This is a genomic window from Geomonas propionica (genome assembly GCF_016458235.1).
Lineage (GTDB): Bacteria > Desulfobacterota > Desulfuromonadia > Geobacterales > Geobacteraceae > Geomonas > Geomonas propionica.
This window is the reverse complement of record NZ_JAEMHK010000003.1, coordinates 211,009-234,601: the sequence shown is the minus strand read 5'-3', so window position 1 is coordinate 234,601 and position 23,593 is coordinate 211,009. Positions and strand designations below refer to the sequence as shown.

The following is a 23,593-nucleotide window of genomic DNA, read 5'->3' as shown; positions in this document are numbered from 1 at the left end:
AAGGAGAAATAGATAGATGCTGCGCGATTCCCAGACCATCGGCACCATGGCCCACGTCATCCAGCTCTCGGTCGCCCCCGTCTTCCTGCTTACCGCCATCGGCACCATGCTGAGCGTGATGACCAACCGGCTGGCGCGCGTCATCGACCGCGCCCGCTTCCACGAGGGCAAACTGGAGCACGCCGAACCGGAGGCGGTACCCCGGCTGCACCTCGCCCTCGCCGTACTCAAGCGCCGCGCCGACCTGATCGGGCACGCCATCTTTTTGTGCACCGCCACCGCGGTCCTCGTCTGCACCGTGATCGCCATGCTCTTCATAGGCGACTACCTGCGCTACGACATCTCGCTCCCGGTCGCCCTTTTGTTCATCGTTGGTATGATCCTCATGGTGTCGGGGCTGATCTGCTTTTTGCGCGAGATCTTCATCGCCAAGGCGAGCCTCCAGATCGGGCCGAACCAGGACCTCGACCGGCGCCACTGACCGACCCAGGAGGTAGCAGATGGACCTTCCCGTCTTCGACAGCCACTTCCACATCATCGACCGTCGCTTTCCCTTGGTGGAAAACGAGGGCTACCTCCCCGACGATTTCACCTGCCATGACTACTTGCGGCGCACCGCGGACATGAACCTCGCCGGCGGCGCCATCGTCTCCGGTTCCTTCCAGGCCCTGGACCAGTCCTACCTGGAGGACGCCCTCACCACCCTTGGCCCCCGCTTCGTGGGGGTGACCCAGCTTTCCGCCGGGGTGAGCAACGACGAGGTGCTGCGACTGGACCGGCTCGGGGTGCGCGCGGTGCGCTTCAACATCAAGCGCGGCGGATCCGAAAAGGTGGAACACCTGGACCGGATGGCGCGCCGGGTCCACGAACTGGCGGGGTGGCACGTTGAGCTCTACGTCGATTCCCGCGCGCTCCCTGAGCTCGCTCCCGTCCTGGCCGGACTCCCTGCGGTCAGCATCGACCACCTCGGACTCTCCCGGGCAGGGCTGCCCGCCCTGCTGTCGCTGGTGGAGCGCGGGGTGCGCGTGAAAGCGACCGGCTTCGGCAGGGTCGACTTCGACGTGGCCGGCGCCATACGGGATATCTGCCGCGCCAACCCCGATGCCCTCATGTTCGGCACCGACCTCCCTTCCACCCGCGCCCCGCGCCCCTACGCGGACCAGGACCTCCGTCTCATACTCGACACGCTCGACCTCGACCTGGCCGGCAAAGTTCTCTATAAAAATGCCATAGAGTTTTATCGCCCGGCATCCTGCAAACCTGCCGACTAATGAACACTTGCTCAAGGTATTAATCTAAAATAATTTTGACGTTTGCATCTTTTTATATTAAAAACAAACAGCGTCCTACACTTCAGATTCAGGCGGTACCGGTACATATAACTTCACGGACAGGATTAACTCACCTCATTCAGAAGTAATGGGTATGGAATGGCTGAGATCTTCTTCATTACCAGTGATGAACGTGCACTCGATCTTATCGAGAGCCTGCGCATCCAGTCTCCGAAAAGCCTGACCTTCGAGACGGACCTCCCCAGTGCCGTCAGGAGATTGGCCAAGGAGCAGCCGCGCTACGTCTTCATCCAGAGCAGCCTGGATGGCATCCCGGCAGAGGAGATCGCCACCCGGACCAGGGAACTGGTTGCGGATCCTGCCTTGCAGTTGGTCCTGCTTGCCGACGGTGAGGTGCCCCCCCCGGCGGGCTTCGACGGCTCCTTCAGCCTCGCCCTTCCCACTGCGCGCCTGAGCAGCGAGGTGATGCAGTTCCTGGCCACGGAAGTTGTTGCCGGGGTACCCCCAAAGGCCCCAGCCGATTTTTCCGACCTCTCCGACGTTGGCAAGCTTCCCGACCTTTTCACCCTGGATGACCAGTCCGACTACGAAATCCCCGACTTTGACGATGCGGCTTTCGAACCGCACCTCGCCCCGTTGTGGCAGGACCAGGTCGAAGAGGATTCCGCGGCGGGGAAAAGAACCGCGCCGGTCCTGTCTGCGGCCGAAGAGGTCGAAAACGGGTTCATAGAGGAGATCGGCTTTTTCGTCACTGGCGAGGAGCCGTCATCCCCCTATAGCCCAAGGCCCGCGTTCGAGCCCGCAGTGCTGTCCCCCCCGGTGGTCGAACTGGCCCCAGTCCAGGAGTCCGCGCAGGCGGCGCCCGCCCCGGTAGGCCAGGAGCCAGCGCAGGCAGTGCCTGCCACTTCAGACTCCCAGTCGCCGCCGGCAAAGCCCGCGCGGAGTGCGCCCAAGTCCCTGTACCCGACTCCGGATCAGATCTACCGGAAACCGCCCGAACTGTGCGGGGTGGACCCGGACGAAGATGACTCGGCGCACACCCCAGAGCCTGCCGGCAGCGGAAAGAGCAAAAGGCTCACCGCGGGGCTCGCAGCATTGGGCGTAGTGGTGCTGGCACTGGGTATCGTGCTCTGGCAGAGACCGAAGCCGGCGCCCTCCGCGCTGCGCTCCCTGGGCGCCCCGGCCGCCTCGACACCCGCCCCGGCCGCCCCCCAGGCCGCGCCGGCAATGGAGCAGGGTGCCGGGAACCTGCCAGCGTTCATCCCCAAGGTCCCCGCGGACGCCGCCTATGCTGCGGCACATCCGGGCTGGGAGCTCTATCATGGTGATCGCAAAGAGTTCAGGATCTTCCGCGAGCAGGGGAAGGTCAGGGCGATCCAGGTAGTGGGAGACGGTACGGTCGACCTGACCGAGGGGCTGCTCGGGCGCTACTTCAAGGAAGCAACCGGTGCCGACCTCCCGGTTGACGGCGAGACCAGGGCACAAAACGGCCTTGCCGTCGAGACCAGGAAGGCCAAGAACGGCGCCGAAATCGCGATCTACCGCACCTCGGACCCGCGCATCGTGGGGATCGTGTTGCAACTGCCCGTCCAGGGACACAAGTAAGGCACCGCCACGTCATCCATGAATACTGTTCTTTTCATGCCGTCGCACAACGCGTTAACTATTTTTTTTGGGAGTTTGCATGCTGGTTAGTATCGACAAGAAGCAACTGGGCCTGGCCCTTATCCTGCTGGGCGCTTTTCCGTTAACGTCTTTTGCCATCGACAAGAAGTTCGAGATTGAACCAGCCGTCCTTGCCAAGAAATACCCCATGCCGGCTCCGGCCCCGAAGCAGGCTCCGGCCCCGAAAGCGAAGCCAGCTGCCAAGGCGTCCGGTACGGTGACCTACAAGGTGAAGCGGGGCGATTTCCTGTACCGGGTGCTGGCCAGGGAGTACGGCATCACCGGCGACCGGGCCGACGCGGTGGCCCACAGAGTGAAATCGGCCAATCATCTGGCCGACATCCGCCGGCTGCAGGTGGGAAGCACGCTTCTCATCCCGATCGAAGCCGGCGAGCACGTCGCCAGGCAGAAGCCGCGCCGCGCCGTCAAGGTCGCAGCCGCCAAAACTGGCAGAACCGCCCCGGCCGAGGCCAAGGGGCACACCATGATGTTCCTGAGGGCCCCGACGGCGCAGCAGTCGGGCGCGCAGTCGGCTGCCCGCAACCCCGAGGCGGTGCAGGACGCAGCACAGGTCTGGCCGCAACTGGTCCCCAACGCCCCCTCCAGCAAGGCCCAGCTCGATTATCTCTCCAGCGCTTTCTCGCTCTCGCTTGACCCGCAGCGCTACCCGGTGCTGGCCGCCCAGGACGGGGGCACCATCCTGGTCGACGCGGACGCCTCGCTCCCGCCGCTGGTCAAGTCGCTGCTTCAGGAGAAGAACCAGCAGTTGAGCGTGGTTTCCGAGCGCCCCGACAACACCCGGGCCTTTTACCGCGCCCTGCTGACTGCCGCTCGCTTCTATTCTTTCGAAGAGGACTTCCTGGTCGACTTCGGCAGCGACTGCAAGGTGGTCGTCCAGGCGGACTTCAAGATCGAGAAGAGCCAGGACAGCCTGCTGCGCCAGGACATTACCCTGCTCAAGGTCCCCGGCAAGCGCCCGGCCACACCGCAGGCACTGGTCCGCCTCCTGGCCTCCCACGGCTTCAAACTGGTGGAGACCCCCTCGACCGCGCCCATCATCACCGGCAGACCGGACGACAGCGTGCTGTACCAGATCCCGGAGAAGGATCCCCGTGGCATCGCGGACGCGCTCCTGGAAGCATTGGGCATCCGCTTCCAGGCCGACAAGAGCATCGACCTCTACGCCGACGACAACAACGGAGTGCGGCTGGAGATCCCCGTGTACCGCTACTTCGAGAAAAACGGCAAGCGTTACGTGCTGGCGCGTTTCCAGGGGGATCCGATGGGCGAATCGCTCACTAACCTCTTGGAAGGAAAGGGGTACCAGGTCATCCCGGTCCAGGATCACGACGACCTGCAGAGCCTGTCCGACAAGCTGTTGAACCGGCTGGACGTTGCCGGGCGCTACGGGGAGCAGGAACTGTGGTCGCTTTGGGAGAAGGGATACGGGGTGCGCATGCCGGGCGTGATGCTCAACGACGCCAAGGGAGGCAGGATCTTCATCACGGACCGCAAGGTCGATCCGCTGGTGCGGGAGCTGGCAAAATTGAACGGCTACCGTCAGGAAACCCGGTAGCCGCGTGGTGACAATATTGGAGCCGGGTCAGTCCTGGCCCAGCTGTTTGTAGGCGTGTTGCAAAAGCTCGACCTGGTCACGGTTCATGATGGCCAGGAACCACTTCTGGTACGACTCGGAGAACTGCACCACCTTTTCCATGGTGATCCGGTCCAGGGTGCGCTCGAGATCGATGCCAAGCTGGAGAGCCTCCCGAACCTCGGGGGGCTCTTCTTTTGCCAGTTCCAGCGAGGCGCGGACCTTGGCCAGGACCTCCTCCGCCTCCGCCAGCTCCAGGTGCACCCCCTCTATCACGTCGTCCAGCGCGAGCTTGCCGACCAGGGTCAGCAACCTGGCCCGGTTCTCCCGCTCGAGGGCGCTCTTAAGCCAGATGTAGAAGATCTCCCGATCGTCCTTGAACAGGCTGGCAAAGTAGTGGTAAAGCTCGGCGCAGGTGAATTCCGCCCTCTCGCACACCCCCAGAACCTGACCTGCACTTGCCGCGACACGAAACGCTATCGCTTCTTGCATCTTAAAACCCTCCTATTTAAAAAACCACATAAATACATATCATTACACAAGTATCCACCGTGCCGCCCCCCAGTCGCAGTTCTAGCGGCAGGGTCTGTAGTCGAGCGTGGTGCGTCTGCAACAGGTGCCCCGCGGTAGATTGCGGTGTCTGGTATGGGGCTGGGAAGCGGTCTGAAGAGGTGGCTGATTATTCCCCGGACAGGTGCAGGAAGCAGTCGGCGCGGTACAGGGAGGCATCCGCGGCGAAACCGGAACGAGGATATTTCCGTAAAAAGACGTTGAAGCGGGCCAGGGCCTCGCGGTAGTCATGATCGAGATAGGCCCGCTGGCCACTCTGGAACAGGTCCTGTTCCCCCGGCTTGACGGGCGACATCCGCAGCGAGGCGGCTTTTTTCGGGGCCGCCGGCCGGTGGACGGAGGCCCGCGACTTTGGCTGCACCGCCTTCGCGGCCTTTACCGCCCTCGCCGCCTGCCCCGGAGGGACCGGGACCAGCAGCTTGTCACCGGGATGAATCAGGTCCGGGTTCTTGATCCTGTTGAAGACGAGCACCTGGGGATAGTAGTCAGAGACGCCGATGTGCTTCCGGGACAGCTTGGCAAGTGTATCGCCTGCCTTCACCGTCACCGTGCGCACCAGGACGCCCTCCTTGGGCGACGCCGGCGCCTCGGCGCCCGTCGCTTCCTTGGGGGTGTAGAGCAGCATCTCTTCCGCATGGCCGGCGGTGCCGCAGGCAAGCAGAAAGAGCATGCCAAGGGTGACGATGCGGCGCTTTGTCATCTCAGTACCTGTTCCCGAGCAGATCCTGGTAGGAGAGCGAGTTCTTCATTTGGACGCTGGTGCCGACGGCGATGCCCGGCTTCACGCGATAGGTCACCTTGATGTTGCGCTTTTCGCCAGCGCCGAGCTCGTCGAAGCGCCAAACGTACACCCCGTTGTCGTACCTGCTGAAGGCGGGATCTGCCGCCACCAGTTCGAGCTGCGCCGGGAGGACGCTCTGCAGGGTGACCTGTTTCGCGAGGTTGGAGCCGCGGTTCACGCAGTTGAGCTCCAGCGAGGAGACCTCGCCCGGCTTCAGCTTGCCCCCGCGGGACGCCAGCCCCAATTCCAGCACCGGCCGGGAGTAGGCCAGTTGCAACTGGACGGCGGCGGAGCGATCAGGCGCGTTCTCGGAATCAAAGCGGACCGAAGCGGAAGTAGCAGCGCCGTCAGCCGCGCTGGCCGGGGTCTCGATCTCGAAGACGACGTAAGCTTCTTCCTTGGGAGAGAGCGGCCCGACGTGGTTGATGATCGGCTCGGTGCTCTGCCGTTTGCCGTCGCGGTTTACGTCCTCGTAGAAGTTGTAGGTGGCATTGGTGGGAACGGTCGCCTTGATGGAGAATACTTCCCTGACGTTGCCGGTGTTGGTGACGATGAGCGGGACCGACACGGTCTGCCCCGGGATGACGACCAGTTTGCCGGCGCTGGTACGGGCAGTGACCCCGCTCACCCTCTGTACGACGGTGGTGGCGGAAACGAAGGATTCCTTCTTGTCCAGTTCGCCGTTGAGAAGATCCGCCCTGACGAACAGCTCCTGGTCTGCAAGCGCCTCGTCCTTGAGCCGGAAGGTGAGGTTGACGTCCTGGCTCTCGCCGGACTTGAGCCTCATGCCCTCCATGACCAGGGCACCCTTTTCTTCCTGTTTGAATCCCGCGGGCAATGCAACCGGTTCATACTGCGACGGGTAATTGAGTCGGAAGGTGACGCCGCGGGCCGGCGCGCTGCCTATGTTGAGCAGGGAGATCCGGTAAGAAACCTTCTCGCCCGGCAGCAGCTTGGCCTTATCCGTCTTCACCACGCCCCTTAAGAGTGGCGCCGAGGTCACCAGTGCGATTTCCCTGGTCTGGGAAGCCTCCCTGGCGAAAGCGGAGGTGATCTTCACCGGGTAGCTGTTCTTCTGGCCGTCAATGTTGGCGCGCGGAATGGTGCCGACACCGAGCAATCGGAACTTCTCGCCGACGCCGAGGCTGGGAGTTTTATTGATGGTGGCATCCGGAGCGGACGCGGCGGCGAAGTGGAAGCCGTACTCCGGCGGGAACCCGGATTCGAGGTTGAAGCTGTCGCTACCGTTCCCCCTGTTGACGATCACCATGGGGATCGCAAACGGCTTGCCTGCCTCCAGGGTCTCAGCGGCAGGTCCCAGCTCGACATCGACATCGGCAAACTGGGCCACCTCGATCTCGAAGACCTGGGTGACTTCCCCCGCCGCGCCAGGCGCGTCCGTCCCCTTCATGGCAGGGTACTGGACGCCCATCTGGAGCAGTTTCGCCGATGCGTTGGAGGCGGCCGGAGTGCCGGGGTAACGATCGATGACATCCTTGTAAGCTGCGACGGCCTTCTTACGTAAAGCGGCCGATTTTCCCTTCTGGGCAGCCGGCTTTTTGGCCTTGGCCGACTTCTTTACCTCTGCTTTTTGCGCAGCTTTCTCGGCAGCAACGGCTTTCTCGGCAGCAACGGCTTTCTCGGCAGCAACGGCTTTCTCGGCAGCAACGGCTTTCTCGGCAGCAGCCTTCTCCGCAGCAGCCTTCTCCGCAGCAGCCTTCTCCGCAGCAGCCTTCTCCGCAGCAGCCTTTTCAGCGGCAGCAGCTCTCTCGGCAGTTTTTTGAGCGGCGGCAGCTTTCTCGGCAGCGGCCTTGTCTATAGCCGGTTGCGCAGCGGTTTTCGGTGCCGCAGCGATAGGCTGCCCTTTCTGATATTTATCAGCGAGTTGCAGCAGTTCATCCTCGACAGTCGCTTTGAGCGGGCTCTCAGGGTAGTCGTGGAGGAACTGGGCCATGTATTTGCCGGCTTCTGTGTTATTGCCGACCTTGTAGTGAGCCCTTGCCAGCCAGAAGATCGCCATGTCCTTGAGCGGCGTGTCCGGATACTTCTTGAGCAGCCCCGACATGTTGTCGATCGCGGTCTTATAATCTCTTTTCTGGTAGGCATTGAACCCGGTGATGAAGATCTGTGAGTCATCAGAATCGAGAGAAAAGGCGGGCGCCGGCAAAAGAAGCGCAATGAGCAGCAGGACGACTGGAATTTTCGAGAATGAGGCACGGAAAATCTTATAAAGATGCACGTGTTGAACCTTTCCGGGCATAAGGTATAAAGCGTTGAACGTGTCGGAAAGTATCATCATAGACAACTATTGTCAACGCAGAATGCCCCCCGTCGGAATCCCTGTCTACCTGTGTTTGCGCTAGTTTGGACCGTTTACCACAGGGACCCGAACCTGGGCTCGGGATGAGAAGAAAAGGACGGGATGAAACGATGATGCCAATGGTTTTCACTTTACCTGCCCGACGATTTCAGCTACAGAGATCTAGCCTAAGTAACAGCAGGGACAACTTGTGAACCTCGGGAATTAATGACACGCCTTATCCTCATCGGCATTTGTTCAGCCCTCTTCTTTAGCAGCACCTTCGTCCTCAACCGCGCCATGAGCCTGCAGGGCGGCCACTGGATCTGGACCGCCAGCCTGCGCTACTTCTACATGTTTTTCATGCTGAGCCTGTGGCTGGTGCTGGCCGGCAAGACCCGCCTGCTCAAAGCGGTGCTTTCCGCTTACCGGAGCAACTGGTGTTTCTGGACCATGGCCGGCAGCATAGGATTCGGCGCCTTCTACTCGCTGCTTACCTTCAGCTCATCCTTCGCCCCCGGTTGGGTGGTGGCGACGACTTGGCAGTCCACCATCCTCGCGACGCCGCTGGTGCTGCTGCTGTTCGGCAAGCGGGTGCCGATGCGCGGAATCCTGTTCACCGCCCTCATCTTCATCGGCATCGTCCTGGTCACCTGCGAACAGGCGTCGGCCGCGGCATCGATGCGGGAAACCTTCCTCGGCGTGGTGCCCGTACTGGTGGCGGCCTTTGCCTATCCGCTCGGAAACCAGTTGATCTGGGAGGCGCGCCACGGCAAGATCGCCACGATCCCGGAGAGCAGCACGGCCGTCCTCGACGACAGCGTCGCCCGGGTGCTGCTCATGGTGCTCGGATCGATCCCGTTCTGGATCGTGCTGACGCTCTGCCTGCAGCCTCCCGCGCCATCGCCAGGGCAGTTGCTCAATACGGCGGTGGTCGCCATCTTCTCCGGCGTCATAGCCACTACACTTTTTTACAAGGCGCGCCACCTGGCTAAGACCCCTTTCGAGCTTTCCGCCGTCGACGCCACCCAATCCACCGAGGTGGTCTTCTCGCTGCTCGGCGAGATCGTCTTCCTGGGGGGAGCCTGGCCGGGCAAGGCCGGGATGGTCGGGATAACACTTTCGCTGGTCGGACTGGTCCTCTACGTGAGGTCACAGACAATAGCCGATTGAGATGAACTGCGGCGCAGGCCGCTCCTACTACAGAAAAACCGGGAGGTCGAGATGGCGATCAAGGAAGGCTGGCGCGGCAGGTTCTTCGAGGATTTTGAAGTAGGTGACGTCTATCCGCACCCGCTGGGGCGCACCGTTACCAAGACCGACAACATCTGGTTCACCCTGCTGACCCAGAACACGGCGCCGATCCATTTCGACCAGCACTACTCGGCGCAGACGGAATTCGGGAAGCCGCTGGTGGACTCCACCCTCACCCTTGCCATCGTTACCGGCCAGAGCGTCACCGACATTTCCCAGAACGTCTTCGCCAACCTCGGTTGGGACGAGGTCACCCTCCCCAACCCGCTCTTCGAAGGGGACACGTTGTATTCCCAGTCGGAGGTGCTCGCAAAGAGAGAGTCGAAGTCGCGGCCGAACCTCGGCATCGTCACGGTCAAGACCACCGGCTTCACCCAGAATGGCGACATCGTGATCAGCTTCAAACGAACGCTGATGGTGTACAAGAAGGGGCACGAGCCGAAGATCGCCCGTTTGGAGCCTAAGGCTTAGCTAATTGACATCGTTGGCCAATTTGACTACGATCCCAAGGCTGGACCAATCAACAGGGAGGCACGCTGTTATGAGTACTAAACCGACCAGGGAAGCGACCTGGAAACTTGTCGAGGAATACCTGCCCAGCGACCAGATGAGAAGACATTCGCTCGCGGTGGAGGCGGTGATGCGCCATATGGCGAAGAAGTACGGCGAGGACGAGGAGATGTGGGGCCTGATCGGGCTGGCGCACGACATCGACTACGAGCGTCACCCCCAAGAGCACTGTCACAAGGCGCCGGAGATCCTGAAGAATGCCGGGTGGCCGGAGGAGTATATTCGCGCGGTGGTTTCCCACGGCTGGGGGATCTGCAGCGACGTCGAGCCGCTTAGCAACCTGGAGAAGACACTCTTCACCATCGACGAGTTGACCGGGCTCGTGGCCGCCTCCGCGCTGGTGCGTCCCTCCAAGAGCATCCTCGACCTTCCCGTGAAGAGCGTCACCAAGAAGTGGAAGGACAAGGCCTTTGCCGCCGGCGCCGACCGTTCGGTGATCGAGAAGGGCGCCGCCATGATGGGAGTGGAGTTGAACGATCTCATCGCCGACACCATCGAAGGGATGAAGACCGAGGCGGAGGCCATCGGGCTCAAGGGGAACCTGTAGCAATCGAGCGGCAACTTTACGCCCTCAGGTCTTACCCCTGTAGGGGCGAATAATCATTCGCCCCCCTTTGCCGCACCACCTGTGTTCTCGCCCGGACGGAGATCGGGGCCAGAGCGCTGGACAAATAATTATTCGCCCCTACAGGTCCGTTGCGCCTGGAGGGGGGAAGAGGAGGATCGACCATGTCCCCATCGTTTCGCCCCCGCGGGCCGAAAAACGTCCCGCCCAAGAGCGCCGAGGAGATCGACGAGCTGGTGCGCAAGATGCGGGGCGAGCAGCAGCGCCCCGAGAACTACCGGGAGAAGTCGCTCAAGCTGCATGGCTGGATCTGCGCCAAGTGCGGGCGCGAGTTCGAGCTTGCCAACCTGCACCTTTTGACCGTGCACCACAAGGACGGCAACCACAATTACAACCCGTCTGATGGCAGCAACTGGGAAAACCTCTGTGTCTATTGTCACGACGACGAGCACAGCCGCACCATCCTCGCAGACTACCTGCAGGGGAAGGACAAAAAGTAAAACCGAACCATTGGCCGCGGAGAAAATCTGAGAAATTCGGAGTAACCCAAAGACTCTCGTTTTGTCTTTCTCAGATGTCCTCAGATTTTCTCCGTCGCTAACGGTTTTAGAAGGAAGGAATACTCATGCTGCACCTGAAGAAACTCTCCAAAGACTTCGCGGGTAAACCGCTTTTCACCGAGATCAGCTGGCACCTGAAAAAGGGCGAGCGCGTCGGTCTCGTCGGCGAAAACGGCGCCGGCAAATCGACGCTCATGCGCATCATCGCCGGTGAGGTCGAAAGCAGCAGCGGCGAGATCCAGATCACCCGCGGCGGCACGGTCGGCTATCTGCCCCAGGACGGCATTATCGCCAAAGGCCAGCCGCTCTTCGCCGAGGTGATGACGGCGCTGTCCGAACTGCAGGATATCGAGCGGGAGATCGCGGAGCTGACGGCCCGACTGGAGCACGAACCGCACGATGCTCCGGGGCACGACCAGCTCCTGGACCGCTTCGGCCACCTCCAGGAGGAATTCCGCCTCAAGGGGGGCTACGCCATGGAGAGCGAGGTGGGCAACGTCCTCACCGGCCTCGGCTTCTCCCCCGCCGACTGGGAGAAGGAATGCGGAGAGTTTTCCGGCGGCTGGCAGATGCGCATCGCCCTCGCCAAGCTGCTCCTGAAAAAACCGAACGTGCTCCTTTTGGACGAACCGACCAACCATCTGGACATCGAGGCGCGCAACTGGCTGGAAAGCTACCTGCAGGGGTACCCCTACTCGGTCATGCTCGTTTCCCACGACCGCTTCTTCCTGGATCAGGTCTGCTCCCGCATCGCCGAGGTCTGGAACCACGCCATCACCGACTACCACTGCAACTACAGCAACTACCTGGTGCAGCGCGAGGAGCGGGTCTCCGCCCTGCGCGAGGCCAAGCGGCGCCAGGACGAAGAAGTGGAGAAGATGGAGGATTTCATCTCCCGCTTCCGGTACAAGGCGGACAAGGCGGCCATGGTGCAGTCGCGCATCAAACAGTTGGATAAGATCGAACGCATCGTGCTCCCCCCGGAGCGCAAGAAGATCCATTTCCGCTTCCCCGCCGCCCCCAAAAGCGGCAAGACGGTGATGGAACTTAGCGGGGTGGTCAAGGCCTACGGCAGTAACGTGGTGTTGGATCAGGTCGACCTGACTGTGGAGAGCGGCGAGAGGATCGCCCTGGTCGGACACAACGGCGCGGGCAAATCGACTCTGATGCGCGTCCTGGCCAACGCCGACGTCACATCCGGCACGGTGAAGGACGGCCACAACGTCATCAAGGACTACTTCGCCCAAGATCAGGCCCAGGAACTGAACGCGTCCCGTTCGGCGTACGACGAACTGCTGGCCGACGCGCCGTTCGACATGGTGCCGCAGTTGCGCGACATCCTGGGGGCCTTCCTCTTCTCCGGCGACGACATCCACAAGAAGGTCGGCGTCCTCTCCGGCGGCGAGCGCAACCGCCTGGCGCTGGCCAAGCTTTTGCTGCGCCCCACCAACCTGCTCCTTATGGACGAGCCGACCAACCACCTCGACCTGTTCAGTAAGGATGTGCTCCTCGAGGCGCTCAAGAATTTCGGCGGCACCGTGGTCTTCGTCTCGCACGACCGGCATTTCATCGACGGGCTGGCTACCAGGGTGGTCGAGGTCGGCGGCGGCAAGCTGGAGAGTTTCTACGGTGACTACGAATACTATCTAGAGAAAACCTCCGGAGCGGCCGCGGCGCCCGGACAGGACGGACTCGGGCGGCTCACCCCCGCGAAGGGGGAGGAGAAAGCCGCCACGCCGGCGGAGGAGCAGCCAGACCAGCAGCTGTCCCGCCAGCAGCAGCGCGAGTTGGACAAGCAGCGCCAGAAAGAGGAGCGGGCCCGCGAGCGCAAGCTGGCTGAGATCGAACAACAGATCGGGGTGAAGGAAAAGGAACTCGCCAAGCTGGAAGAGGAAATGGCGGCGCCCGAGTTCTTTTCCAACCACGAGGCGGCCCGCGTCGCCGGCGAGCGTCACGCCCAGCTCAGTTCTGAAATCTCCTCCTTGTACGAAGCGTGGGAGGCCATCTAAACAGGCAGTTCCAGGTTGACAGGGGGCGCTTCTCCAGTAATCTTTTTAAATTCGCGCCCTCAACCAAGTATCTGGAAATACTGTCATGACAGAGAACATTACCATCAACATGCCGGAGATCGTCCCGCTGTATCCCCTGCGGGAGATCATTGCCTTCCCCTACATGGTCTTCACCATCTTCCTGAAACAGGAGGATATGCCCCCCTTCGAGGAGGCAGTGCTCTTCAATAACCTGGTGGCCCTGGTGAAGTTGAAACAGGAACCGGCCGGGGAGTTGCACTCGGCGCTGCACGAGATAGGGACGCTGTGCAAGGTGGTGCAGATCAATAAGCTTGCCGGCGGCGGCGCCAAGGTCGTTCTCGAAGGGGTGATCCGGGTCCGGGTACTGGCCATCGTGCAGCAGACCCCGGTGGCGCTGTCGCGCCTCGAACCGGTGCGCGAGTTCGCCGAGAAGTCGATGGTCTCTGAAGCGCTGGTCGGCAGCCTGAACGCCCTCCTGAAAATCGCCCTCTCCTACGGCCGCCCCCTTCCCGACGACGTCATGAAGATGATCGACTTCATCGACAACCCCGCGCGCCTCTCCGACCTGGTGGCGCTCTACCTGAACCTCCCCATCGACGAACTGCAAAAGCTCCTGGAGACCATCGACCCGCTCGAGCGGCTCAAGAAGGTCTACATGCACCTGACCAACGAGGTGCAGCGGCTGCAGATCAAGGGCGAGGTGCAGGCCGAGGTCACCAAGAAGGTCGGCAAGAGCCAGAAGGAATTCCTGCTGCGCGAGCAGATGAAGCAGATCCAGGAGGAATTGGGCGAGGAGGATTCGCGCCAGGGCGAGACCAACGAGCTCAGGAGCAAGATCGAGAGCGCCAAGATGCCCGAGGACGTCCGCAAGATCGCCGAGAAGGAGATGAGGCGGCTGGAGCGGATCAACCCGGCCTCCCCCGAATACACGGTTTCCCGCACCTACCTCGACTACCTGACCACCATCCCGTGGCAGACCAGTACCCCCGACAACAAGGACATCAACCAGGCAGAGACGGTACTGAACGAGGACCACTACGACCTGAAGAAGGTGAAGGAGCGTATTCTCGAGTACCTGGCGGTGCGGACCCTGAAAGACAATATGAAAGGACCGATCCTCTGCTTCGTGGGGCCTCCGGGCGTCGGCAAGACCAGCCTGGGCAAGTCCATCGCCCGCACTCTGGGGCGCAAGTTCATCCGCATCTCGCTGGGCGGCATGCGCGACGAGGCGGAGATCCGCGGGCATCGACGCACCTACATCGGCGCCCTCCCCGGCCGTATCATCCAGGAGATCAACCGCGCCGGCTCCAACAACCCGGTCTTCATGCTGGACGAGGTGGACAAGATCGGCGCCGACTTCCGCGGCGACCCGGCCAGTGCCCTCTTGGAGGTACTCGACCCGGAGCAGAACTTCTCGTTCACCGACCACTACCTCGACGTCCCCTTCGACCTGACCAAGGTGATGTTCATCACCACGGCGAACCAGCTCGACCCGATCCCGGCGCCCTTGAAGGACCGCATGGAGGTGATCACCCTCTCCGGCTACACCGACGAGGAGAAGCTGAACATCGCCAAGAAGTACCTGATCGCCCGGGAGGTCGAGGAAAACGGGCTGGCCAAAATGGTGCCGGAATTCACCGACGAGGCCATCTACCGGATCACCCACGACTACACCCGCGAGGCCGGCGTCAGGAACCTGCAGCGCAGCATCGCCTCCGTGTGCCGCAAGATCGCTAAGGAAGTGGCCCAGGAGAAACCGTTACGCACCTTGGTCGACCCCGAGACCGTTGCCGAACTGCTCGGCCCCCCGAGGTTCTTCGACGAGGTCGCCTCCGAGAAGGACCGGGTCGGTGTAGCCACGGGGCTGGCCTGGACCGAGAGCGGCGGCGACATCATCTTTGTGGAAGCCACCAAGATGAAGGGGAAGGAAGACCTGATCCTGACCGGTTCGTTGGGCGAGGTGATGAAGGAATCCGCCCGCGCCGCTCTCTCCTTCGTGAAGGCGAACTGCACGGAACTCGGCATCGAGAAAAAGGCCTTCGACGACACCACGCTGCACATCCACGTTCCCGCGGGAAGCATCCCCAAGGACGGCCCCTCCGCCGGGATCACCATGGCCACCACCATCGTGTCGCTCTTCTCCGGCCGCCCCGCACGCCGGGATGTCGCCATGACCGGCGAGATGAGCCTAACCGGGCGAGTGCTGGCGATCGGCGGTCTTAAGGAAAAGGTGCTCGCCGCCCGCCGCGCCGGGGTCAAGAAAGTGCTGGCACCGGCCAAGAACAAAAAGGACCTTGACGACATTCCGGAAAACGTGAAAGAGGAATTGCAGTTCTTCTTCGTGGAAGACATCCGCGAGGTATTCGCCCAGGCCCTCAAGTAGGCTGCCCTAAGGGGACAGGTACCTGGCGGAGCCAGTCCCCTCCTCAGTAGACAGCCGTCAGGTCACCCTTTCGCCGCACCCAATCCCGCGGGAGCACCTCCCGCGGGATTTCTTGTCTGCAAGCCCCTTGCGCTTCAACAGGACAAATGTTATCTTTTTTCTCGCTTCACATTAAAATCACTGAGCCGAGGTAGTCATGAAGTCAGTAGCAAGATGCGTCGTCGCCCTTGCCATCCTTGTCAACGCCGCCACCTGCTTCGCCCAGGGGCTGGCCGAACGGGTGCAAGAGCACACCCTGAAAAATGGGATGAAGCTTTTGATGGTGGAGCGGCACAACTCCCCCACCGTGGCAGCCTGGATCCGCTTCAAGGTAGGAAGCGTCGACGAGAGAAGCGACGAGCGGGGCCTCGCCCACCTCCTGGAACACATGCTCTTCAAAGGAACCAAGACCCTGGGTACCAGGGATTACGCCGCGGAAAAGCCGATCCTGGACAAGATCGAAGCGACCGCTCAAAAGCTCATGGACGAGAAGATCAAGCGTGAGCAGGCCGACCCTAAGGTGGTCGAGAAACTTTCCGCCGAACTGACCGCCCTGGAGAAGGAGGCGGAAAAGTACGTGGTCAAGGAGGAGTTCGCCGACATCTACTCGCGTAACGGCGGCTCCGGCTACAACGCCTTCACCAGCAAGGATGGCACCACCTACCTGATCAACATCCCGGCCAACAAGCTGGAGCTCTGGGCGGCGATCGAGTCGGACCGGATGCAGAACGCGGTGCTCCGTGAGTTCTACACTGAGCGCAACGTGGTCATGGAGGAGCGGCGCCGCTCCTACGACGCGGAGCCGGAAGGAAAACTCTGGGAAACCTTTCTCGCCGACGCTTTCAACGCGCACCCCAACGGCCAGCCCACCATCGGCTGGATGTCAGACATCGAAAACCTGACCCGGACTAAGGCGGAAAACTTCCTGCACAAGTACTACGCCCCCAACAATGCCATCGTGGCCATCGTCGGGGACATCGATCCGCAGAAGACCGTCGCGCTGGTGGAGCGGTACTTCGGCAACATCAAACCGGGGACCCCGGTGCCGCCGGTGGCGGTCACCGAGCCCGAGCAGGCCGGCGAGAAGCGGACCGAGGTGATCGGCGACGCCGAGCCCGAGCTGATGATCGGCTACCACAAGCCGACCCTTCCCGCCCCCGACGACTACGTGTTCGACGTGATCGACATGCTGCTCACCAGCGGCCGCACCTCGCGGCTCTACAAGAAGCTCGTCCTGGAGCAGAAGCTGGTCACCTCAGTCTCTTCCTTCGGGGCGCCGGGGAGCCGCTATCCCAACCTCTTCATCATCAACGCGACGCCACGCGCGCCGCACACGGCGGCCGAAGTGGAGCAGGCGATCTACAAGGAGCTTGAGCGCCTGAAGACCGAGCCGATGACGCGCGAGGAGCTGCAGCAGATCCTGAACCAGCTCGAATTTGAGGAGTCCCGGCAGATGGCCTCCAACGGCGGCCTGGCCCGCAACCTCACCGAGTACGAGGCGATCGCAGGGACCTGGCGTTACCTGATCGAACACCGTCAGAAGGTGGCGAAGATCACGCCCGAGGATGTGATGCGCGTGGCCAAGCAGTACTTCACGCGCCAGAACCGCAACGTCGGCTACCTCACCAAGGCTGAAGGGGGACAGTAAGTAATGATTTCAATCAGCAAAAGCTTGTTCAGCAAGATCAACCTGGCCCGCCTGACCGCCGTAGCTTTCCTGCTCGCTGTCGGCATCCCTGAGGCCAACGCCTTCAGGTCCAGCGCCATAGCAGAAGCCAAGCTCGACGCGATCTCGGGAGTGCAGGCAGTGCAAGCAGCCTCGCCCGCCAACCCGCGCACCATGACTTTCCCGCAGCTCAAGTTCCAGTTCCCCAAGACGGAGCGGGTACAGCTGAAAAACGGCATGGTGGTTTATCTCCTTCAGGACCGCGAACTGCCGCTAGTGAGCCTGACCAGCTACCTTAACGTCGGCAGCCTCTATGAGCCGGATGCCAAGGTGGGGCTCGCGGCCCTGACCGGCGCCACACTGAGAAGCGGGGGCACCTTGAAAACCGCACCGGAGCAACTGGACCGGGAGCTGGAATTCATGGCCTCATCCATCGAGTCGGGCATGAACGCCGATAACGCCAACGTCTCCTTCTCGACGCTGTCCAAGAACCTGGACCGCACCCTCGCGCTCTTTGCCGAGGTGGTCAGGGAGCCTGCTTTCGATCCGGCCCGTATCGAGCTGGCGAAGAGCCACGCCATCGAAGGGATCCGGCGCCAGAACGACGATCCGAAAGGGGTGGCCGGGCGTGAACTCACGCGTGCCATCTATGCCGGTCATCCCCTCGGGCGTATCCCGACCGTCGCCACCGTGAACGCTATCACCCGCGACGACCTGATCGCCTTCCACAAACGCTACTTCTATCCAGCCAATATGATCCTGGCGGTCTCCGGCGACTTTGACCGGGCCGAGCTGCTCAAGAAGTTGGAGGCGCTCTTCGGCGACTGGCCCAACCAGAACGCCCCCTTCCCGGTAGTGCCCAAACCGAACGAGGAGATGACCCCGGCGGTGCTGCACGTGCAAAAAGAGGTGAACCAGTCGGTGATCCGCATGGGGCACATCGGCATCGACAAGAACAACCCGGACCTCTACGCCATCAAGGTGATGGATTACATCCTCGGCGGCGGCTTCACCTCGCGGCTCACCCAGGAAATCCGCTCCAATCAGGGGCTCGCCTACAACGTGGACGCCTACTTCGACCCGGGGCGCCGCTTCAAGGGGCCGTTCATAGCCGAGACCGAGACCAAGGTGGAATCCACCGCGCGCACCATCAAGCTGCTGGAGTCGATCATCACGGGCATGACCCAGGCCGAGGTCTCCGAGGCGGAGCTGCAGCTCGCCAAGGACTCCATCATCAACTCCTTCATCTTCGCCTTCGAGAAGAGCAGCGCCGTGGTGGCGCAGCAGGCGCGCCTGGAGTTCTACGGATATCCCAAGGGATACCTGGAAAACTACCGCGACAACATTGCCCGCGTCACCCGCGCCGACGTGCTGCGCGTGGCCAAGCAATACCTGCGTCCGGACGCGATGAAACTGGTCGTGGTCGGGGACGAGAAGAAGTTCGACCAGCCGCTTTCCGTGTTCGGAAAGGTGCAGGAAATAAAGCTGAACAACAACAAATAGGAGGACGTTATGGCAACGTGGAAATGCAAGAGCTGTGGATTCACCAAGGAAGGACGCTGCAAGCCGCAGAAGTGCCCGCAGTGCCAGGAGAAGGGAAACTTCGAGAAGGCGGAAGAATAAGAGAGGCGGGCGAATGATTATTCGCCCCTACAGGATCACCAATGAAAAGCCCGACCGGGTGTACCGGTCGGGCTTTTTTGTTGTCTAGGTTCTACCCTCGCCCTCCGGGAGAGGGTGACCGAAGGCCGGGGGAGGGCCAGTGCCACAGGGGAATTCTGCTTGGTGCAACGCCCTCACCCCGCCCCTCTCCCAAAGGGAGAGGGGGGAACGGCGGGTTAGTCGCCCGTAAACACCGGAGGGCGCTTTTCGAGGAAGGCCTTGATCCCTTCCGCGTAGTCCTTGCTGTCGTAGACGGTGCGCCTGAGCCCCTGCACCCGCTCGAAGGTGAGCGGCGAGAGGGGATGGGCGCTCGCCAACAACCGGATCTGCTCCTTGATCACCCCGATGGAAAGCGGACTGTTCTTGGTGATCTTGTGGGCCATGTTGTAGGTGAACTCTTCCAGCTCATCCGCCTCGATCAAGTGGTTTAAAAGCCCGGCCTTGCTTGCCTGCTCGGCCGAAAGAGGCTCCGCGGTGAAGAACATCTCCTTGGCGAAATTCACCCCCATGATGTTCATGAAGTGCAGGATCCCCGAGACGTTGTAGGGGACGCCGATCTTCGCCGGGGTCATGCAGAACGAGGAACTGGGACAGCCGATCAGGATGTCGCAGGAAAGGGCGAGGTCGCAGGCGCCCCCCCAGACGCTCCCCTCGATCATGGCGATGACCGGGATGGGAAGGCTCTGGATGGAGCGCAGCACGGTCACCAGCGGGTCGTGGTAGGAAAGCGGATCACGCCCTGGCAGCGGCAGCTCGTGCACGTCGTGCCCGGCCGACCAGACCTTGGACCCCTTTGGGGCCCTGATCACCAACACCCTCATCCTCCCCTTCTGCAGGGCGCCGATCGACTGCAGCATCTCGTCGATGAGCGTGCCGCTCAGCATGTTGCGGTGCTCGGGGTCGTTGAAGGTGATGGTACCTACGTTGTCCTGCAGTGCCGTGTTGATGACCGCCATTGCTCTCCCCTCTCTTTCATGATGCGATAGATAAGGGCGCTCCGGAAGATCAAGCGCCAGCTCTGATTCTAACAGGTAACTCGGAAAAATCAGAAGCCGGTCTGCAAAACGTTCATTAGCTGATCGAGCCGGTAACCGGCCGCAGCAGCACTCTCCTTCATCAGGTTGGCCACGGCCTTGGCCGCCAGTTCCTGTCCCTTGCCGGCCTTGGCTTCGGCGGAGACTGCCGCGTACGGTTCCACCTGCGCCAGCCAGTCCACCAGCAGCTCAAAGCGCTCCTTGTTGAACCACTGTGCGCCGCCGCTTTCGTGCAGGAACAGGAAGCGGGCCGCCGCCGGATCCGAGAAGAGAGCGGCCGAGCAGCGGGTCACCCCGATGGCGCGGCAATTGGCGAGGTAGTCCTCGTGCCGCAGCAGGAGTCCGAGCAGCTTCCCGAAAGCGCGCGGAGGGAGATCGACCACCTGCTCCGGGTCCGCCGGGGGAAGGGTCTGCAGTACCTGCACCAGCGGGTGCACCAGGCCGAACTCCTCGAACAACGATATGCTCTCGGTTTTCCTGAGGCTCGCTGCCCGGTGCAGCGCCAGGAAGGCACACAACAAGAGCCACTCGGCAGGCAGAAGGTCCCCTTCCTGGACCGTTTGTTGGGCCTGCAGGAACTCGGTGCCGAACACGCCAAGCAGCGCGCGCTGGGCCTTTTCCGTCGCATCAGGCGCCAGGGTCTTGTAGAAGGATGCGAGCAGCGGCTCCAGCGGAGCGATCCGGGTCTGCGGGGCAACACCCGGCTCCTGCAGCACCACGGCGGCCTTGGTCAGGAACAGCCTGAACGACTCGTGCAGGGCGCCGTAGCGCACCTTCTTGACCTCCTCGTCCAGGTTCTCTACCCCGGTCCCGTTCAGCCGGTAGCAGAGCGCCCCCCAGGTGCCGAAGTCGTCGTCGTAGATCTCGGTGAAGTCGAGGAAGGCGTGGTACTCGTAGGCACCCATCTCGACGTAGAGCCCCTGGTCGCACAGATCACGGCCATTTCTCAGGTAGCAAAGGCCGGAGGCGTAATCGCGGAAACTGTAGTAATGGCGGCCGTCCCGCTTGAAGCTCAGTGCATCCCCCAAGGTGGTCTGCGCCAGGGAGGTCCCGCCGGAGGCGTTCTTCCTCAAGACGGCACAGGAGGTGCGGATCCAGCCTGCCGTTGAGGCGAAGGCGTTGTGGAACAGGATCAGGCCCCGCTCGCCGTCGTTACGGTTGGAATAGGCGAAGACGTTCTCGTTGACGCTGTGACCGGAATAGAAGTCGTACAGGGTGAACTGCTCGCTTCCTGAGAAGATGTGGCGCCGGCGCATGAGCGGGAAGATGTCGCTTTCGTGGCGGCCCACCAGCTGCTGGTCCACCGGCTCGTCCCAATAAGCGCGCCGGTACTCCATACCGTACTTCTCGTGGAACCCCTCGACCTGCCCGTGCCCGAACATAGGGAGGCCGGGCATGGTGACCAGGAGCACGGTGGCGCCGAAGTATTTCCCTTCCTTGCCGAACTGTTCCACGGCGGTGCGCTCGTCCGGGTTGTTCATGAAGTTCACGAAGCGCTTCAGGATCTCCGGCTCGAACTCGAGCACGTTCTTCACGGTCTGCCGGTACTTGGCGTTTTCTTCCATCTTCAGCATGTTCATGAAAGCGGAGTTGTAGACGCGGTGCATGCCCAGGGTCCGGACGAAGTACCCTTCCATGAGCCAGAAGGCCTCGGCCAGCAGCAGCGTGTCCGGCGCCTCCACCGCCACCCGGTCCACCACCTCGCGCCAGAATTCGGCCGGGAATACCTCGTCAAAGCTGGCGCGGTCCATGCCGTGCTCTGCGCGCGAGGGGACGCCCGTGCCGTGACCCGGCAGCGGGTACCACAGGCGCTGGTAATGCTTCTTGGCCAAGGTCATGGCCGCGTCGAAGCGGATGATGGGGAACTGGCGCGCCACGTGGAGGATGGTGCCGATTACCGCCTCGCGCACCGCGGGGATCAGGTAGTTCAATTGGGCGGTGTCGTTCCAGGGGGTGGAGGTGCCGTCATTGCCGTGATAGATGTAGCGCACGCGGCCGTTACCGCGGTCGAGATGCTTGAATACCACCGCCGCGTCGCGCTTGTCCCAGTAGCCGTCCTCGATGAAGAGGCCGACACGCCCGTCGGGGGAGAGGTCGGGGCCGTTGAACTGGTAGTCCGGGTACGGCGGGTAATCGAGCTGGATGAACCAGTCCGGGTGTTCCACGGTCCACTTGGAGTACAGGCCGGTGTGGTTGGGAACCATATCGCTGGCCAAGCGGATGCCGCGGGCGGCGCAGCGCTGGCGCAGGTTGTCCAGCGCCCAGTCCCCCCCGAGGTCGTGGGCGATCACGTAGTCGTAGAGTGAGTAGGCCGAGGAAATCGCCTCCTGGTTGCCGGCGATGCGCTTGATCTGCTGTGAGGAGGGTGAACGCTCCCAGATGCCGATCAGCCAGAGTGCGCTGAAGCCGTAGCTCGCCAGGCGGTCCAGTTCCGCGTCGGGGATCTGGTCCAGGGTGCGCACCTCGGTCTGGTAGGTCTGGGCGAGCTGCCCGAGCCAGACGTAGACCATCTTGGCGATCATCACCACGTTGGCCATCCAGTCCGCATCCTGGGAGAAGCGTTCGTACTCGGGGTACTCGTCGCCGCCGCTGGCGCTGCGGCCGAAGCGGAGCACCTTCGGTTCACCGGGGCCGCCGAAGAAGGCGCGTCCCTCCTGGGAGACGATGTCCATCGCGGTGACCAGTTCGGTGAGCAATTCCGGGGGAAGGATGGCGGCCCAATGTTCCCTGATGTAGGCGATCTGTCCCGCCAGCGAGTCGGGGGAGGCCTTCATCGGCGCCCGCAGGAGTTCGGGGAGGGAAACGCCCATGGGCTCGAACGGGGGAGCCTGGGCCAGGCGCCGGTCCAGTTCCGAGGTCACCTTGAGGTAAGGGGAGGAATCGGCCAGCGGCGAGGCGTCGAACAGGCGGCGGAATTGGTCCAGGGCCCGGTTTTCGCCGTTCAGCAGCATGAGCAACAGCTCGGCCGAGAGGGCCTGGCGCCGGGTCAGATCCTCGTCGTCGCCGGCCAGGAGACCCTGAGGCGTGTCGCCGCCCAACACCATCTGCTGCGAAGGGAACAGTTCCATGAAGCGCTGCAGGGTCGTTCCCGCCTCGCCGCCGAAACCGTCATACCCGGCCTGGGCCATGAGCGCGGTCAGTACGCCAGGCTGCTGCTTGGCGCAGTACTGTCCCATCACGTAGCGGTAGACCCGGCTCAGGATGGAATAAAGGTGCAACAGACCCGGCATGATGGCGGTCTCGTGCGGCGCAAGCTCCTTGTTCAGCTTGCCCGCTACCCGGCGGGCGTAGATGATGCCGGGGACGTCACCCAGGTCCTCGAGGATGTCCCGCAAAGCGATGCGCTCGCCGCAAGCGGCGGAAATCTGGATCTGAAACGGGAAGTAGTCTGAGTTAATAAACCTCTGCTTCATCAAGCACCTCGTCTGCCCTACTGTAGTGGTGGACCGCTTCGGGCCGAGCGGCACGGTCAGATATGATACATTGGAATTGCCCCACTGTCTTTAAAAAAATTATTATTAAATTACATCAACCATAATTCATTCCCGGGACGGCTCTGGCATTTGGCCTTGACACAGTTGCCGATTTAACCTAAACCTATTGCTGAGTTAGCAAAAGCACCGTTTTGC

The 23,593-nt window shown here is 62.0% G+C and carries 18 protein-coding genes; 13 read left to right on the top strand and 5 right to left on the bottom strand.

All coding sequences use genetic code 11. The features are described from left to right. Positions 1-16: 16 nt before the first annotated feature. The 4 genes from JFN90_RS05715 (at position 17) to JFN90_RS05700 (ending at position 4,533) form a co-directional block, all read left to right on the top strand. Entirely contained in the window at positions 17-481 is a 465-nt protein-coding gene (locus JFN90_RS05715) for a DUF2721 domain-containing protein (RefSeq protein ID WP_199394137.1), read from the top strand. A 19-nt stretch (positions 482-500) separates the two neighbouring features. After that, positions 501-1,271: an amidohydrolase family protein gene (locus JFN90_RS05710; protein ID WP_199394136.1), complete on the top strand. Its 771-nt coding sequence runs from the start codon at positions 501-503 to the stop codon at positions 1,269-1,271. A 159-nt stretch (positions 1,272-1,430) separates the two neighbouring features. Further along, on the top strand, positions 1,431-2,897 hold the full coding sequence (locus JFN90_RS05705; RefSeq protein WP_199394135.1) for a hypothetical protein: 1,467 nt from the start codon (positions 1,431-1,433) through the stop codon (positions 2,895-2,897). A gap of 79 nt (positions 2,898-2,976) precedes the next feature. Beyond that, the gene (locus tag JFN90_RS05700; RefSeq protein ID WP_199394134.1) at positions 2,977-4,533 is read left to right on the top strand and encodes a LysM peptidoglycan-binding domain-containing protein; all 1,557 of its coding nucleotides are present in this window, start codon (positions 2,977-2,979) and stop codon (positions 4,531-4,533) included. Between the two features lie 27 nt (positions 4,534-4,560). On the opposite strand, the gene JFN90_RS05695 is transcribed toward JFN90_RS05700, so the two are convergent. The 3 genes from JFN90_RS05695 to JFN90_RS05685 form a co-directional block, all read right to left on the bottom strand. Further along, the gene (locus JFN90_RS05695; RefSeq protein WP_199394133.1) at positions 4,561-5,043 is read right to left on the bottom strand and encodes a rubrerythrin; all 483 of its coding nucleotides are present in this window, start codon (positions 5,041-5,043) and stop codon (positions 4,561-4,563) included. 187 nt (positions 5,044-5,230) lie between these two features. Further along, complete coding sequence (locus tag JFN90_RS05690) at positions 5,231-5,821, bottom strand: LysM peptidoglycan-binding domain-containing protein (protein ID WP_199394132.1); 591 nt, start codon at positions 5,819-5,821, stop codon at positions 5,231-5,233. 1 nt (position 5,822) lies between these two features. Beyond that, a complete protein-coding gene (locus JFN90_RS05685) occupies positions 5,823-8,198 on the bottom strand; it encodes a tetratricopeptide repeat protein (RefSeq protein ID WP_199394300.1) in 2,376 nt (791 codons plus the stop codon). A 231-nt stretch (positions 8,199-8,429) separates the two neighbouring features. Here JFN90_RS05685 and JFN90_RS05680 point away from each other — a divergent pair, with 231 nt between their 5' ends. From JFN90_RS05680 to JFN90_RS05640, 9 genes are all read left to right on the top strand, one after another. After that, complete coding sequence (locus tag JFN90_RS05680) at positions 8,430-9,374, top strand: DMT family transporter (RefSeq protein ID WP_199394131.1); 945 nt, start codon at positions 8,430-8,432, stop codon at positions 9,372-9,374. A 51-nt stretch (positions 9,375-9,425) separates the two neighbouring features. Continuing rightward, positions 9,426-9,926: a MaoC family dehydratase gene (locus tag JFN90_RS05675; protein ID WP_199394130.1), complete on the top strand. Its 501-nt coding sequence runs from the start codon at positions 9,426-9,428 to the stop codon at positions 9,924-9,926. Between the two features lie 70 nt (positions 9,927-9,996). Continuing rightward, the gene (locus JFN90_RS05670) at positions 9,997-10,572 is read left to right on the top strand and encodes an HDIG domain-containing metalloprotein (protein WP_199394129.1); all 576 of its coding nucleotides are present in this window, start codon (positions 9,997-9,999) and stop codon (positions 10,570-10,572) included. 182 nt (positions 10,573-10,754) lie between these two features. Further along, positions 10,755-11,090 (top strand): YajD family HNH nuclease, encoded by a 336-nt coding sequence (locus JFN90_RS05665; RefSeq protein WP_199394128.1) that lies wholly within the window; start codon positions 10,755-10,757, stop codon positions 11,088-11,090. A 125-nt stretch (positions 11,091-11,215) separates the two neighbouring features. Further along, a complete protein-coding gene (gene abc-f, locus JFN90_RS05660; protein ID WP_199394127.1) occupies positions 11,216-13,159 on the top strand; it encodes a ribosomal protection-like ABC-F family protein in 1,944 nt (647 codons plus the stop codon). Positions 13,160-13,244: 85 nt separating this feature from the next. Further along, positions 13,245-15,563, top strand: coding sequence for an endopeptidase La (gene lon / locus JFN90_RS05655; protein WP_199394126.1), 2,319 nt, complete (start codon positions 13,245-13,247; stop codon positions 15,561-15,563). 196 nt (positions 15,564-15,759) lie between these two features. Continuing rightward, positions 15,760-17,250: a M16 family metallopeptidase gene (locus JFN90_RS05650; RefSeq protein ID WP_199394125.1), complete on the top strand. Its 1,491-nt coding sequence runs from the start codon at positions 15,760-15,762 to the stop codon at positions 17,248-17,250. A gap of 3 nt (positions 17,251-17,253) precedes the next feature. Continuing rightward, positions 17,254-18,771, top strand: a complete 1,518-nt coding sequence (locus JFN90_RS05645; RefSeq protein WP_199394124.1) for a M16 family metallopeptidase — start codon at positions 17,254-17,256, stop codon at positions 18,769-18,771. A gap of 9 nt (positions 18,772-18,780) precedes the next feature. Further along, the gene (locus JFN90_RS05640; protein ID WP_129127189.1) at positions 18,781-18,891 is read left to right on the top strand and encodes an RCKP-type rubredoxin-like domain-containing protein; all 111 of its coding nucleotides are present in this window, start codon (positions 18,781-18,783) and stop codon (positions 18,889-18,891) included. 215 nt (positions 18,892-19,106) lie between these two features. Here the strand turns inward: JFN90_RS05640 and scpB are convergent, their stop codons facing one another. Both scpB and JFN90_RS05630 read right to left on the bottom strand, forming a co-directional pair. Continuing rightward, on the bottom strand, positions 19,107-19,886 hold the full coding sequence (scpB, locus tag JFN90_RS05635; protein WP_199394123.1) for a methylmalonyl-CoA decarboxylase: 780 nt from the start codon (positions 19,884-19,886) through the stop codon (positions 19,107-19,109). 89 nt (positions 19,887-19,975) lie between these two features. Continuing rightward, the gene (locus tag JFN90_RS05630; RefSeq protein WP_199394122.1) at positions 19,976-23,377 is read right to left on the bottom strand and encodes an alpha-amylase family glycosyl hydrolase; all 3,402 of its coding nucleotides are present in this window, start codon (positions 23,375-23,377) and stop codon (positions 19,976-19,978) included. Positions 23,378-23,593 lie beyond the last annotated feature (216 nt).